This window comes from Oceanobacillus oncorhynchi, assembly GCF_000821065.1.
Classification (GTDB): Bacteria; Bacillota; Bacilli; order Bacillales; family Amphibacillaceae; genus Oceanobacillus; species Oceanobacillus oncorhynchi.
Genome location: NZ_CDGG01000001.1, coordinates 2,120,522 through 2,134,568 on the forward strand (window position 1 = coordinate 2,120,522; position 14,047 = coordinate 2,134,568).

The following is a 14,047-nucleotide window of genomic DNA, read 5'->3' on the forward strand; positions in this document are numbered from 1 at the left end:
AATTTTCTAAATGAAACGACGTTCTTGGAGCTTAGCATTACGAGATTATCCAATACTTTTTGTATTGTGTATAATGAAGATATACAATCAGAAAAATGAGGTATAGACATGCAAATTATCATATCAAACAGCTCTAAAGAGCCGATTTATGAGCAGATATTAAAGCAAATTCAAACAGCAATTCTTTCAGGTGAACTGGCAGAAGGCGATGCATTGCCCTCCATCAGACAGCTGGCTAAGGATTTAAAAATAAGTGTTATTACAACAAAGCGGGCTTATGAAGAGTTGGAGAAGTCAGGGTTCATCTATTCCATTGTCGGAAAAGGTTCGTTTGTAGCGGAGCAAAATTTAGATGTTATCCGGGAGAAGAAATTAAGAGTGATTGAAGAGCAGCTGAGTGCGGTTATTTCGAATAGTAAGGAAATCGGATTGCCTTATGAAGAACTGCAGGAATTATTAAAGCTGTTGTATGAGGAGTGATGGGGATGGAAAATGTGATAGAGCTCCATGATGTTTCTAAATCGTTGAAAGCATTCACGATAGATCATATGGATTTACAGATAAAGCAAGGATATGTAACTGGATTTATTGGGGCGAATGGCGCCGGTAAATCAACGACGATGAAGCTCATTATGAATCTGCTGCAGCCGGATAATGGAGAAGTAAGTGTATTTGGACTGGATTATGCTAATCATGAAAAAGAAATAAAAGATCGCATCGGCTTTGTTTACGACAGCAATATCTTTTATGAATCCTTGAACCTGAAGGATATCAGCAGGATTGTGGCACCTGCATACAAGCATTGGAACCAAAAGCAATTTAAAGCGTACGTGAACCAGTTTGAACTGCCTTTAAATAAGCCAATGAAGAAATTCTCCAAAGGAATGCAGATGAAGGCTTCGATTACGATCGCTTTATCGCATGATGCGGAGTTGATTGTTATGGACGAGCCGACAGCAGGGCTGGATCCGACATCTCGCAGAGAGCTGTTAGATATTTTTCAGGAAGTAATGACAGACGGGAAAAGAACGATTCTCTTCTCGACACATATCACCAGCGATCTGGATCGGATTGCCGATTATATTGTTCTGATTGATGAAGGAGAAATACTCTTTGATAAACCAGTTTATGAGTTGCAGGAACAATATGCGGTAGTGAAGGGAAGCACCGAATTGCTAGATGCAGATACAGAAGCCTATTTTATAAAAATAGAACGTTCTCCAAACGGTTTTCAGGCGTTGACAAAGAAGGTAGCGACTGTAAAAGAAGTGTTTGGCAAGCATGTTGTGATTGAAGAAGCATCCTTAGAGGAAATCATGTTTTATATGAAAGGGGCAGACCACCCGTATGACTAATTTAATTAGAAGAGATTTGATTATACAGAAATCTCAGCTATATTTATTTATTCCATGTATTCTTTTCTTTATTTTTGCAGGAACCCATTTACCTGCCTTTTTCATTTTTGTATTTGCGGGATTTTTCATTCCGATAAATGCCTACTCATATGATGAAAAGGCAGAAACCAACATTTTGTTGAATTCATTACCGTATACACGCACGCAAATTATTGCTTCTAGGTATATTGGTGCGATTTTTTATATGGCAGTATCTATCGGCATAGCAATTGTCCTTTTTTCATTGTTTAATCGTGCTTTTACATGGGCGGATATTGGAATTGGGATAGGGATTACACTTACTTTGTTTGCAATTGCGTTTCCGTTGTTCTATCTATTGAAGCCGGGACATATTGGAACGGCGATTGTGATAGGATTTGTTTTGGTGGTTGTTTTAAGCCAGGTGACAATGACATTTTTAGAAGAGCATCTGACTTCCATTGTTCAATTTCTCTCCAGTGCGTCCACCCCTGCGCTTTATATAAGCAGTGCGGGTATCATTATCATGTTATATACAGCTTCTTGGCTATTTAGCCAAATGATTTATCAGCGGAAAGCTTTTTAAAAATTATAGTAAATCTTGAAGAGATACGGATTAGAGATCTTAAGCATAAAGCTGAGGTCTTTTTTTTGCACTTTAGAAAAGTATAAAATTTTAGCGAAGAAGAATTTCGACGTAGTAAAAATTTTTAGGTACCAAGTATAAGCGTAACTAAGGCAATCTTACGCCTTTTAGGCTTGGCTTGCCAAGTTTTCTTTATGGAAAAATCATTTTAACAGTTGAAAAGATAATAAAAAGATGGTTTAATATTGTGTATAGTGTAAATATAGTATATACACAATATTTAGTTATCATATAAGAATTATCTAAAGGGGAATTCGAATGACGGAGAAGGCTGAAAAAACAAAGGGAACAGGGAAACAAACGTTAATAACTATAGGAGGTTCTCTCCTTGCCCAAATTATTTTTATGCTTTTGGATGGAACTGGCTGGGAGCCGAAGGTTCGTGATACAGATTTCATCAACCGAATCTTAAACGCGAAGTTATTTACGGAGTATTTCCATTTTTATGATTATCCATTTTTTAATTTCGCCACTTTTCTGTGTTTGATTTCGGTAATTTTATGTGTGTTTGCGGATATCTGGAGTTTTATTTTTAAGAAAAGTAAATAAAGAAATGATTCTGAAAGCAGAAGTTCATGGATAGGAATGAATCGGATTAAGTTATTACGAATTTTAATGAAGGGGTGAAAAATATGAAAAATGTAGTAGAATTCAAAGGGGTAACCAAACACTTTAAAGATTTTTCTTTAGAAGATGTTCATTTGCAAATCAGACAAGGTTGTGTAACTGGTTTTATCGGAGCCAACGGAGCTGGGAAGTCAACAACGATGAAGCTGATGATGAATTTGTTAAAGGCTGATGCAGGAGACATCAATGTATTTGGACTGGATTATGCCAGCAACGAAAAAGAAATCAAGGAGCGGATGGGCTTTGTCTATGACAGCAATGTGTTTTACGAAAGTTTAAATTTAAAAGATATCCGGCGGATTGTTGCACCAGCTTATAAAAATTGGAATGATAAGCAGTTTTTCGATTATATCAAGAAGTTTGAATTGCCTTTAAATAAAGGAATGAAAACCTTCTCCAAAGGGATGCAGATGAAAGCTTCGTTGGCAATGGCATTATCGCATGATGCCGAATTTATTATGATGGATGAGCCGACTGCAGGGTTAGATCCCGTTTTCCGGAGAGAGCTTTTGGATATCTTGCAGGAGATCATGGAAGATGGAAGAAGAACATTATTCTTTTCTACGCATATCACGAGTGATTTAGAGCGGATTGCCGATTATATTACGTTTATTCAAAAGGGAAAAATTCTGTTTAATGATTCCATAGAAGATGTACAGAATCGTTATGCTTTAGTTAAAGGAAGTATGGATGTCATCAATCGGGATGTAGAAAAAATGTTTATCAAGATAGAGCGTTCCTCCTATGGATTCACAGCTTTAACAAATGATGTAGCTGGAGTGAAGGCGGTACTTGGAGATCGTGTTACTATGGAACCTGCTACTGTAGAAGATATTATGTTCTATGCAAAAGGAGCGGAGAAGCAAAATGTTTAACCTGATAAAAAAAGATGTTTTTATACAGAAAACGCAAATAGGCTTTCTTGTTCCCCTTATTATGATCTTTGCTATTTTCATTAAGGATATACACCCATCGTTTATTTTCCTGATGGCGGCTGTTTTTATTCCTTTGAATGCATATATCTTTGATCATCAATCTAAAACAAATATTCTTCTTAACTCTTTGCCATACACAAGAAAAGAAATCGTTGCTGCCAGATATATTGGGGCAATTGTATATATGATTCTATCCATTATTCTGGCAGGAGTTATTCTATATGTACTTCAGTTTGACTATACCATGAGAGATATGGCAATTGCTGCTGGGTTATTCTGTCTCATTGCGGCCTTTGCTTTTCCATTATTTTATTTCTTAAAGGCAGAGTATATTTTTATAGCGGCTTTTATTGGATTTATTGCTTCAACCATTATGTTACCGCCAGTTTTTCGGTTTTTAGCAGAACACCTTACAACCATTACGGATTTTATAACAAGTTTATCAACCTCTACACTTTATCTTAGCGGTGCAGCTATTGCCATTAGTTTATATCTGATATCCTGGGTAGTCAGCCAATTTATTTATCAGCGAAAAGTATTCTGATACCTTGTACATTATCAATAAACTTGAAAGAATGGAGTCATGAATATGCTTAATTTGATAAAAAAGGATTTAATTATACAAAAATGGGAGCTGCTTGTATCTGTTGCTATAGTTGTTTTTTATGCCATCTTTGCCAGACAGCTCAGTCCATTTTTTATTTTTTTGGTGGCGAGTATTTTTTTGCCGCTCAATGCTTATATAAATGAAGAAAAGACAAAAATAAATATATTATGGAACTCGCTTCCATACACAAGAAAAGAGATTGTTACTGCAAAATATCTTGGAGCAGTGCTATTTATGATTTTATCAATCGGAGCAGCTGGTATCATTCTATATATCTTTAATTATAGCTATACAATAAGGGATATGGCGATTGGTGCGGGGTTATTCTTCATTTTTGCTGCTTTCACTTTTCCGTTATTTTATATACTGAGGCCTGGTTATATAGGAACCGCAATTATGATTGGATTTCTCGTATTTTCATTTGCCTTATCCTTTATTGTACCCTTTGTGACCGAAAATTTCACAGTAATCATTCAATTTCTAGCAGGCTTTTCAACATTAACACTTTATCTTAGCGGTGCAATTATCGCCATCAGTTTATATATCTTGTCATGGACAGTCAGCCAATTTATTTACCAGCGAAAAGTATTTTAACGAATGTATTTAAGATGATGTTTGTAGGGTTCAGGATGGACGTGAAAAAGCAGGCTCAAGCCCAAGGCTTAGCCTGCTTTCTAAAACCATTAATCATCTATTTCTACGTGCAGCTGTTCTCCTGACTCTGCGTCAATATAAACATCTACTTCTTGGGACCCCATATCTTCAAAATTGATTTCATATACCGGGCTGCCGTTTTCAAATTCTAAGGACCAGCCTCTTGCGGTTATGCCTTCTGTTTCGGAAGCTTCGGAAGCTATAGATAGTGCTTCTTCAGCAGTGATATAATCGCCGAGTACTAATTCGTTATACTGTTCATCTGATTCTATTTGTTCCCTTTCTTCTGCTATAACATCACCACTTTGATCGATTTCAGCAGAGTATTCCATCGAATCATCATAACCATCTATATCATAAACAAGCTCTCCATTTTCTTCATCCAACTGAATAGAAGAAAGACTTGAACCAGGGAAATGTTCAAGAAAGGCGTCCATAGCATCTTCCGCGCTTAACGACACACTTGTTAAGTCTAAATCATCCTTATTCTCTGTTGTGTCAGTGTTGTCATTCGTATCTGTGTTTTCGTTTTCCCCTTCTGAATTTGTATCCTCATTATTATCTTCTGCGGTCTCATTTGAGTTTGAATCATTTGCTGCATTATCTTCTGTGTTGCTGTCATCACTTGTCCCGCAGGCTGCTAAAGTAATGGAAAGAAGCAGTGTCAGGCATAGAAGTAACATTTTTTTCATGAATATTCACCCTTTCCAATCTCTGTAAAAGAAATTTATTTAAAATCATAATACCCATTTTAAAAATAATCAAACCACAAATATAAAAAAGTATGTATAAATATTTTTCTATAAGCGATGCAGGTTACTCTTACAGAAAGTGAGAAGGATAGTTTTTAATCAAGAACTCTTTCATTTCCTCAGCTGTTTTCTTTTGCAAAGCAGGCACAATATCATCAGCTAGTATTTTTCTGCGTGAACTGCTGGAAAAACCGATGTCCAACAGCTTATTAATATCCTCATCATTCATATAGAATTTTACTTTTAGGCATGTATATCCTTGTTCCTCAATAAGCGTAGCAATCCGGTTGGAAAAAGTAAGAACGTAGTCATAATCAAGTTTAGCTAATTCATATAATTCGTTAATGTGTAGTATTTTAACAATTTTAATATCTAAAAAATGGTTTAGGGAAGCTCCAAAAAAATCTGCTTTTTCGATGGAAGAATTCGTAACAACGATAATTCTTTTTGTGTTTCTACCCAAGATTTTATTTTCATTAATATGTTTTCGGAAAATAAGCGTGAGTGTTGCTATCTGATCTGAAGATAATTGAAGCTCATTGGAAATAAATGAATCTTGTTCAATTAAATGATATAAATTTGGAAATTTCTCTGCAGTTTGATCCAGCTTATTATCATAAAAATCAAAGTGATAATCGGAACGCAGTATACATTTAAAGATGAACTGGTATATTTCTTGGAATAATTCATGGTACGAATATATATCTGTAATAATAGTTGATTGAATGCCGGAAACAAATTGTATTATTTTTTCTTCCAGCCACCGGATTTGAATAGATACGTTATTTTCCCTGTTCATGGTATCCAAAGAGAATAATATATGATTCATAACCTGATTCTCCGTTGAATGCTCAACCAATTTAAATGGTGACGAGAAGGTCAGGCTTGTATGAACTTTTTTATTTTCATAGTAACCTAGATGATTTCTATAAAGTGCAATCATTACATATAGAAAAATAAACTTCTTAGAAGGATAAGATAATTCTATATTCTGTTGATGGATTATATTTTCAATCATATTTTTAACTTGGCTGTGAATAAAATTTGTTTCGGTTAAAACGTATTCTGAAATTAATACTTCCATTGGATTATTAGCTTGCCGAAGATATAACGTATTATTCTCATCCAGCTCAAATAGTTTGACTAAAATTTTTGTGCCTTCTATACGAATTAGGGTTTCTTGACCAGTAATACGAATCCCTTTTTTACGAACAATTTCTTTGGAAAGCCCTGCTTGTTTTAGTTGATTTGTCAAATGACGGTTATCTTTTTTCTTGGTGCTCATACTTAATCCTAAATGCTGATATAATCTGGAGGTATTGACAACTTCTTTTAAAAGGGATTGCACAATAATAAAAGATAATCGCTCCTTTTGTGATGGGACATATTCATAAAAAGGAATATTTTGAACGATTTGGATATATTCTTTATACGTCATCTTACTTTGAATCTTGTGGTTTTTAGGGACAAGCTGCTGATGCTTGGCTAAATAGGCATTAATTAAATCAATTCTTCTATAAATACTTCCCTCGCTTCGATTGAAAGCTTTTGTATTTGATAAATCAATCTCACCATGCTCTTGAAGGTGATTAAGTAATTTTAAATCAAGTGAGTCCATAGTTCCTTTCCTCCTCATGAAGTATCTTCAAAAAGTATATTGGTTCTTTCTTCTTTTAAAAGCACAGGTGAAAGTTAATTAGGCCTGTCCATTTTAAAATGAGGGGTAATTTTTTGAATAGATTTCTATTGAAAAACTTCCTTGTTATACCCCTGATATAATTCTACACTTAGTTTAAGAAATAAGGAAGGAAGAGAAGGTATGAAATTAAATAACGTTAAAGATACAATTCAAAAGTTTGGAAGATCTTTGTTATTACCGATTGGTGTAATGGCACCTGTTGGGATGCTTATGGGGATTTGTGGAGCTTTAGGACAGGATTATATGATTGAGAGATTACCTTTTTTAGATAATACGGTGGTCCAAACAGCTATTCATAGTTTGCAGGATATTACAGCAATTATTTTTGAAAATATACCGCTTCTCTTTGCTATGGGTGTCGCATACGGGATGTCGAAGAATGAAAAAGGAATCGCTGTATTTGCCTCTGTATTAGGTTATTTAACCATGCTTGTTGTAATGAATGTATATCTGACAGTGACAGGCACACTAGCTGAAGATCCCGAAACGATGTCGCAAGTAGGACAAGGCGTCGTATTAGGAATTCAAACCTTGCGAATTGATGCTTTTGGAGGGATAATCGCTGGTTTAATAGCTGCCAAAATTGCGGATCGCTTCTATAGATTAGAATTACCGCTGGCATTTGCTTTCTTTGGCGGAAAAAAATCTGTTCCAATCATTACATTTTTGGTGATGATTCCAGTCGGATTGATTATCCCTGTTATCTGGGGATTATTTACTCAATTTTTATTAAGTATTTCATTTATATTTATGAACCAGCATTTTGGCGTCGGCGCTTATTGGTTTGCGCATCGTGCATTAATTCCTTTTGGACTCCATCACGTACTTGCTTCTGTTGTTCGTTTTTCGGAAGCGGGAGGCGTTTACCTGATTGACGGTCAAAATTATATTGGTATTTTAAATGCTACAAATAAGATTTTATTTGATTTAGGTCCATCGCATGAAGCATGGGATCGCTTAATGCCTGATTTAGTAAAGTATTTGGCGTCTGGTCAGATGTTGATTACCTTGTTTAGGATTCCTGCCATCGGTTTAGCAATGTATCATACCTCTTTTGCATCAAATAAAACAATTGCTAAAGGAACTATTCTGACAGTCGTATTAACAGCATTCTTAGGGAATGTAACGGAACCGCTTGAGTTCTCATTCTTATTTATTGCTCCTTTGTTGTTTGTCGTTTATATCATATTAAGTGGTATTATGGCGTTACCATTAAACTTTCTAGATATTTCAATCGGCTACATCCGGGGTACGATATTTGACTTTGGTATATTTGGCTTATTGTATGAAGGAACGAATTGGTACCAGCTTGTTCTTTTAGGTATCGTAAACTTTATTGTATTCTATTTTGTTTTCCGGTTTGCGATTACAAAATGGAATTTAAAAACACCTGGACGTGAAGCAGAAATTAAAAATGTGAGTCTATTAAAAGAAAAACGATACCCTGAAATTGCGGGAATTGTTATTGAAGGACTTGGCGGAAAAGAAAATATTAAGAATGTAGACAATTGTGTTACCCGATTAAGAGTAGACTTATATGACGATGAAAAAGTTGACCTGGAAAGATTAAAAGATTCTGGTTCATCCGGCTCCTTTATGGCTCAAAAAAATCATATTCATGTCGTATTTGGACCACACGTTGAATTTGTCAGAAATGCAGTGGATGAAAAACTATATTCAAAATAAAGCATAAGGGAGCAGGAAGTATGAGAGCGTTATATGATTCCAAAACAAAAACAATGTATGATTACGGGATAAGAGAATTATTAGATTCCAACCAAAAGTATCAATCGTGGCTGGACGTTGAAGCAGCTTTAGCAACTGCTCAAGGAGAATTGGGCATCATTCCTCAAAGAGCAGCAAAAAATATTAATGAAGCAGCGCGAATAGAAAATATAGATTTAGAAGAGATGGAACGATTAAAAGAAAGTGTTGGACATGGCTTTGTACCCTTTTTAAAAGTTTTCATTAAAGCATGTCATGAAGAAAGCGGGAAGTACGTGCATTATGGGGTTACAACGCAAAATATTCAACAAACTGCACAGCTATTAGTTACATCAAAAATACATGATCGCGTAATGAACGTACTTGCTGATATTTTATCTCATTTAGGAGAATTGGCAGAAAAACATAAAAATACAGTAATGTCTGGACGTACACATGGAAGACATGCCATTCCCATTACGTACGGATACAAAGTTTCTGTGTGGATTAGTGAGACGATTGATTCGATAGAGAGATTATCCGAAGCGGCCAAACGGACGTTTCAAGTAATGATGGGTGGAGCTGTCGGTTCATTTAATACCTTTGGAGAAAAGGGGATAACACTGCAATCAGAAGTGGCTAAACTGTTAAATATGAATACCATGCCGGTACCGTCAAGAAATATAACGAGTCATAAAACGGAGTATATTCATGCGCTTGCTTTATTAGCAAATGGTTTTCATAAAATTGCTGAAGAAGTATATTCTACATCTATTGAAGAAATCGGAGAAGTTTCCGAAAGCTTTGAAAGTGGTACGATTGGTTCCAGCACGATGCCGCATAAAATTAATCCCAAGCTGTCAAAAGGGATTATCGCTAACGCCCAAAAACTCTATACGCTTCCACAGCTTTGTTTAAATGCTGCTGCAAGGCCCTATGAAGCTGATAGCAGCCAGTATATGGTGTTTGATGCTGCACTGGAAGAAGCAATAGAATTAATTACAGAAGTGGTTTTACGGACAGAAGAATTGACGAAAGGGATTTCTGTTCATGTAAATAAAATGAAGGAAAATGCTTCTCTGAATAAAGGGTTAGATAATAGTGAATTTATTATGATGGAATTAGCAAAGAAGCTTGGAAAGGATAAAGCACATACGGTTGTTTACAACAAAGCGATACAAGTGCAGACAGAGGGAAGTTCATTTGTAGATGCTTTATTAGAAGATAAGGATGTAAACCAAATGTTTTCTAAGGATGAAATCAAAGGTATGCTGCTTCCGGAAAGGTATGTAGGTGCAGGAAACATTATTGCTGAAGAACAAGCTAAAAGAGCATTCCGTATCTCTGAAAAAATTAAAAAAGATTTACCAGAACAGGATGCTTGATGAAGAAAGATAAGACTGTCCCTTTTTAGGAGTGTATGCAGTATGATTAAACTTGTTGCTGTTGATATGGATGGAACACTTTTAGATACGAATAAACAAATATCCAGTGCAAATAAAGGCGCTATTAAAGCTTGTATAGACCAGGGAATTAGAATCGTTCTGAGCACAGGCAGGCCTTTTAGCCATGTAGAACCATACGCGGATGAATTAAAACTGAATAATTTTTTTGTTACAGCAAATGGGGGACAAATATTAAATATGGAAAAAGAAGTGATTTCCCAGCACTTTCTTTCTGCCAATCATTTATTAAGACTTACTCACTTTTGTGAAACAAAAAAATTAAGGTATTGGGCATTAACTACGAAAGAACTCTTTAAAAATCAGTTTCCAGTCAATTATATGGATAAAAACTGGTTGAAATTTGGGATTCGGCTGGACACAGAGAAAGAAGCCGATCGTCTTCGCAAATATTTAACAGAAACGAATCTATATGAGGTCTCAAATACACTGCCAACGAATATTGAGTTAAATCCTTTAGGTATAAATAAAGCAACTGGTATTGAATTTGTTGGTAAACAAATTGGAATTGAGATGAATGAAGTCATGGCAATAGGAGATGCACTCAATGATGTCAAACTTATTAAAAAGGCTAAGCTGGGTATTGCGATGGGGAATGCTCAACCAAGTGTTAGAGAAATAGCAGACTTTGTAACAAAAGATCATAACAATGACGGTGTAGCATTTGCGTTGAATAAATATATTTTACATGATAATAAATTGTTTTAAAGAAATAAAATCAATATAAACTTAGGTGGGTGAGATTATGCTTGGAAAGCTTTTTAAAAAGAAAGGAAGTAACGAAATAGAATTATTTGCGCCTGTTGATGGAGAAATAGTTCCTTTAGAGGAAGTACCTGATCCGGTGTTTTCTGAACAAATGATGGGCGATGGAATTGCTATTAAACCATCTAATGGCAAGGTGGTATCGCCAGTTGACGGAGACATTGTACAAGTATTCCCGACGAAGCATGCGGTAGGAGTTAAGGCTGGAAATGGAGCAGAAATTTTAATCCATATTGGCTTAGAAACAGTGGCATTGGATGGAGAAGGATTTACCGTTCGCGTGAAGGAAGGAGATAAAGTGAAAAAAGGAGATCCCCTTGTTGATATAGATTTAGCAGTTGTAAGCGAAAAAGCTTCAAGTACTGTTACACCAATGCTAATTACAAATATGAATGATATCGAAACTTTAGATAAACAAGATGTGAAGCAAGTTCGAGCTAGTGAGGATGTAGTTATTACTATTAAATAAACGGATATACTAATAAGTTGATTTTGTTAGTACAAAAAAAGACAAGAGCATATAACCGGAAAAAGTAGCGGCTTTTCGCTTTGAAGTGGAAAGCTGCTGCTTTTTTATATTTCTTTTCAATTTTACTTCCAAATTCGAAATAATCGATTTTCGTATTTGTGTGGAAACGTTATAATAGAGAAAGAAGGAAGGGAATTATATGATATTTTTATTCCTGAGAACGATTGCAATTGGTCTCTTTGGAGCTGTTATCTTTACCGTAATTGGCCTGCCCCTGCCTTGGCTGCTTGGATCTATGATCGTGACACTATTATTCCAATTAAAATCATCCTGGAAAATTGTTTGGGATTCAACTTTTCGTAATATCGGACTGGTTATTGCCGGATATACGATTGGTTATGCTTTTACATTAGAAGCGCTGCAGGATATGGTAAACTATTTTCCAATGATGATTATTATTAACATTATCTTTTTACTTTTATTTATTGGTGTCAGTTTTGCAGTTTCAAAGTGGGCGAGGCTGGATATTGGAACAGCAATGGCTTGTTGTGCTCCGGGGGGATTGCAGCAGGTAATCGTCTTTGCGGAAGAGCAGAAAACCTTGAATATAACCGTAGTGACGTTTTATCAAGTCATTCGGCTGCTGGCGATTATTACATTGGTTCCGTTTATTGTTTCCAGTAATAATGGTGGTGCGGCCCCCGATAACACAACAGAAAGCTATTCATTGATTTTATTTGGTTTATTGATTCTATGCTACATAGTGGGAATGGCCTGCAAGCTGATCAAAGTACCTACCGCCTACTTATTAGGACCTGTTTTCTTTATCATGATATGCAATCTGTTGTCTATTCAGGTCCCAAGGATGCCTGAAAATTTACTGCATGTTGCCCAGCTGTTTATTGGGATTTATGTAGGCTTATTATTAGAACGGGATAAGCTGAGGAAAATGAAATCACATATTGTGTATGCGGTTGGTTCGTGTGTCATATTAATTAGCGTGGCTTTTTTAATTAGTGAATGGATGGCCCATTATTTTATGGATTTTGCGACCAGCTTTCTGAGCGTAGTTCCAGGCGGTGTAGATCAAATGGGGATTATCGCTGCTTCGATTCAGGCGGAAGTAACGGTGGTGACCTCGTTTCAGCTGTTTCGGATTTTATTTTTATCCATTATCATCATTCCATTTGTTAAATATATGGTGCGGCGGGATCAAATGAAGAAGGTAAGAGAGTAATGTAAGAGAGGTGTTTAAAGTGATTCAAATTGGCTTAACGGGATGGGGAGACCACGATTCTATTTATGCAGATGATACAAAAGCGCATGAAAAATTACAGGAATACAGCAGTCATTTTCCGGCGGTAGAATTAGACTCCTCCTTCTATGCGGTACAGCCGATTCATAATATGGAAAAATGGGCGAGGGAGACGCCGGAGAATTTTCAATTTATCGTGAAAGCCTATCAGGGAATGACCGGGCATGATCGGGAGGAAAAGGATAACCCTTTTGAAACGAAGGCAGAAATGTTCCAAGCATTCAGGGAGTCGATTGTACCGCTGCAAAAAGCAGGAAAATTGGGAGCTGTGCTGTTTCAATTCCCGCCGTGGTTTGACTGTACACACGAGCATGTGCAATATTTACGCTATTGTAAAAAGGAAATGAAGGATATTCCTGTTGCTTTGGAGTTCAGACAGCAATCCTGGTATGAGGAAAGATTTCAGCAGCAAACCTTGCAATTTATGAAACAAGAAGGCTGGATTCATACTGTTGCAGATGAACCGCAGGCTGGTGAAAAGTCGGTTCCTTTTGTGCCTGTTGTGACAGTAAAAGATAAAGTCATTATCCGGCTGCACGGAAGAAACGTCCACGGCTGGAATTACTCGGGAAATGTGAATTGGCGGAAGGTCCGTTATTTATATGAATATAACGAGCAGGAATTAACAACGATAGCCGAAGAGGTAAAAAGGTTAGAAAAGCAATGTGAAGAGGTTATAGTATTGTTTAACAACAATTCTGGAAGACATGCAGCTGGAAACGCGAAGCAGCTGCAGCAGATGTTAGGAATTGAATTTGATGGACTGGCTTCACAGCAGCTGGGGCTGTTTTAATTACATGTATGAAAGAGATAACCAAATTTATGAGGTTTCAACCACCATAGATTTGGTTATTTTTTGAGCTGCAACATATTGTACTTTATTACGAAACAAGAATTAACAAGAAAGAAATGCTTCTGGTTAAGTTAACAGAAACAGCCGCCTCTTTAAATCTTCAGAAAATAAGTATATAATAACCTTAACCTTAAGACGAACGGAGGAAACTCATATGATTCGTTATATGGTATGAACATCTTAGC

15 protein-coding genes are annotated in these 14,047 nt (G+C 36.1%); 13 read left to right on the plus strand and 2 right to left on the minus strand.

Annotated elements, in window-relative coordinates; translation table 11 throughout:
• Positions 1-108 precede the first annotated feature (108 nt).
• The 7 genes from BN997_RS10030 to BN997_RS10060 all read left to right on the plus strand — a co-directional run bounded on the left by BN997_RS10030 (position 109) and on the right by BN997_RS10060 (position 4,782).
• A complete protein-coding gene (locus BN997_RS10030; RefSeq protein ID WP_042531893.1) occupies positions 109-480 on the plus strand; it encodes a GntR family transcriptional regulator in 372 nt (123 codons plus the stop codon).
• 5 nt (positions 481-485) lie between these two features.
• Entirely contained in the window at positions 486-1,355 is an 870-nt protein-coding gene (locus tag BN997_RS10035) for an ABC transporter ATP-binding protein (protein ID WP_042531894.1), read from the plus strand.
• Positions 1,348-1,959: an ABC-2 transporter permease gene (locus tag BN997_RS10040; RefSeq protein WP_042531896.1), complete on the plus strand. Its 612-nt coding sequence runs from the start codon at positions 1,348-1,350 to the stop codon at positions 1,957-1,959. The genes BN997_RS10035 and BN997_RS10040 overlap by 8 nt, the downstream gene beginning before the upstream one ends.
• Positions 1,960-2,277: 318 nt before the next feature.
• Positions 2,278-2,568 carry a YfzA family protein gene (locus BN997_RS10045; protein WP_042531898.1) on the plus strand — a complete coding sequence of 97 codons (291 nt, stop codon included), beginning with the start codon at positions 2,278-2,280 and terminating at the stop codon, positions 2,566-2,568.
• 83 nt (positions 2,569-2,651) lie between these two features.
• Positions 2,652-3,521: an ABC transporter ATP-binding protein gene (locus BN997_RS10050; protein WP_042531900.1), complete on the plus strand. Its 870-nt coding sequence runs from the start codon at positions 2,652-2,654 to the stop codon at positions 3,519-3,521.
• Positions 3,514-4,125, plus strand: coding sequence for an ABC-2 transporter permease (locus BN997_RS10055; RefSeq protein WP_042531902.1), 612 nt, complete (start codon positions 3,514-3,516; stop codon positions 4,123-4,125). Before BN997_RS10050 ends, BN997_RS10055 begins: the two co-directional genes overlap by 8 nt.
• 45 nt (positions 4,126-4,170) lie before the next feature.
• Entirely contained in the window at positions 4,171-4,782 is a 612-nt protein-coding gene (locus BN997_RS10060; RefSeq protein WP_042531904.1) for an ABC-2 transporter permease, read from the plus strand.
• Positions 4,783-4,871: 89 nt separating this feature from the next.
• Here BN997_RS10060 and BN997_RS10065 read toward each other — a convergent pair whose 3' ends face one another.
• Together BN997_RS10065 and BN997_RS22215 are read right to left on the minus strand one after the other, a co-directional pair.
• Complete coding sequence (locus BN997_RS10065) at positions 4,872-5,534, minus strand: PepSY domain-containing protein (RefSeq protein ID WP_042531906.1); 663 nt, start codon at positions 5,532-5,534, stop codon at positions 4,872-4,874.
• A gap of 130 nt (positions 5,535-5,664) precedes the next feature.
• On the minus strand, positions 5,665-7,212 hold the full coding sequence (locus BN997_RS22215; protein WP_052484973.1) for a helix-turn-helix domain-containing protein: 1,548 nt from the start codon (positions 7,210-7,212) through the stop codon (positions 5,665-5,667).
• Between the two features lie 201 nt (positions 7,213-7,413).
• On the opposite strand from BN997_RS22215, the gene BN997_RS10075 reads away from it, so the two are divergent.
• The 6 genes from BN997_RS10075 (at position 7,414) to BN997_RS10100 (ending at position 13,802) form a co-directional block, all read left to right on the plus strand.
• Positions 7,414-8,979: a PTS transporter subunit EIIC gene (locus tag BN997_RS10075; protein WP_042531908.1), complete on the plus strand. Its 1,566-nt coding sequence runs from the start codon at positions 7,414-7,416 to the stop codon at positions 8,977-8,979.
• A gap of 20 nt (positions 8,980-8,999) precedes the next feature.
• Positions 9,000-10,382 carry a class-II fumarase/aspartase family protein gene (locus BN997_RS10080; protein WP_042531910.1) on the plus strand — a complete coding sequence of 461 codons (1,383 nt, stop codon included), beginning with the start codon at positions 9,000-9,002 and terminating at the stop codon, positions 10,380-10,382.
• 42 nt (positions 10,383-10,424) lie between these two features.
• The gene (locus tag BN997_RS10085; protein WP_042531912.1) at positions 10,425-11,168 is read left to right on the plus strand and encodes a Cof-type HAD-IIB family hydrolase; all 744 of its coding nucleotides are present in this window, start codon (positions 10,425-10,427) and stop codon (positions 11,166-11,168) included.
• A gap of 37 nt (positions 11,169-11,205) precedes the next feature.
• Positions 11,206-11,694 (plus strand): PTS sugar transporter subunit IIA, encoded by a 489-nt coding sequence (locus BN997_RS10090; RefSeq protein WP_042531914.1) that lies wholly within the window; start codon positions 11,206-11,208, stop codon positions 11,692-11,694.
• A gap of 199 nt (positions 11,695-11,893) precedes the next feature.
• Positions 11,894-12,931 (plus strand): AbrB family transcriptional regulator, encoded by a 1,038-nt coding sequence (locus BN997_RS10095; protein WP_042531916.1) that lies wholly within the window; start codon positions 11,894-11,896, stop codon positions 12,929-12,931.
• 19 nt (positions 12,932-12,950) lie between these two features.
• Positions 12,951-13,802 carry a DUF72 domain-containing protein gene (locus tag BN997_RS10100; RefSeq protein WP_042531918.1) on the plus strand — a complete coding sequence of 284 codons (852 nt, stop codon included), beginning with the start codon at positions 12,951-12,953 and terminating at the stop codon, positions 13,800-13,802.
• The last annotated feature ends 245 nt before the right edge of the window (positions 13,803-14,047 follow it).

Excerpts from the sequence above, each read along its gene's own strand:
- BN997_RS10030 (WP_042531893.1), top strand. The coding sequence starts at position 109 with ATGCAAATTATCATATCAAACAGCTCTAAAGAGCCGATTTATGAGCAG.
- BN997_RS10035 (WP_042531894.1), top strand. The coding sequence starts at position 486 with ATGGAAAATGTGATAGAGCTCCATGATGTTTCTAAATCGTTGAAAGCA.
- BN997_RS10040 (WP_042531896.1), top strand. The coding sequence starts at position 1,348 with ATGACTAATTTAATTAGAAGAGATTTGATTATACAGAAATCTCAGCTA.
- BN997_RS10045 (WP_042531898.1), top strand. The coding sequence starts at position 2,278 with ATGACGGAGAAGGCTGAAAAAACAAAGGGAACAGGGAAACAAACGTTA.
- BN997_RS10050 (WP_042531900.1), top strand. The coding sequence starts at position 2,652 with ATGAAAAATGTAGTAGAATTCAAAGGGGTAACCAAACACTTTAAAGAT.
- BN997_RS10055 (WP_042531902.1), top strand. The coding sequence starts at position 3,514 with ATGTTTAACCTGATAAAAAAAGATGTTTTTATACAGAAAACGCAAATA.
- BN997_RS10060 (WP_042531904.1), top strand. The coding sequence starts at position 4,171 with ATGCTTAATTTGATAAAAAAGGATTTAATTATACAAAAATGGGAGCTG.
- BN997_RS10065 (WP_042531906.1), bottom strand. The coding sequence starts at position 5,534 with ATGAAAAAAATGTTACTTCTATGCCTGACACTGCTTCTTTCCATTACT.
- BN997_RS22215 (WP_052484973.1), bottom strand. The coding sequence starts at position 7,212 with ATGGACTCACTTGATTTAAAATTACTTAATCACCTTCAAGAGCATGGT.
- BN997_RS10075 (WP_042531908.1), top strand. The coding sequence starts at position 7,414 with ATGAAATTAAATAACGTTAAAGATACAATTCAAAAGTTTGGAAGATCT.
- BN997_RS10080 (WP_042531910.1), top strand. The coding sequence starts at position 9,000 with ATGAGAGCGTTATATGATTCCAAAACAAAAACAATGTATGATTACGGG.
- BN997_RS10085 (WP_042531912.1), top strand. The coding sequence starts at position 10,425 with ATGATTAAACTTGTTGCTGTTGATATGGATGGAACACTTTTAGATACG.
- BN997_RS10090 (WP_042531914.1), top strand. The coding sequence starts at position 11,206 with ATGCTTGGAAAGCTTTTTAAAAAGAAAGGAAGTAACGAAATAGAATTA.
- BN997_RS10095 (WP_042531916.1), top strand. The coding sequence starts at position 11,894 with ATGATATTTTTATTCCTGAGAACGATTGCAATTGGTCTCTTTGGAGCT.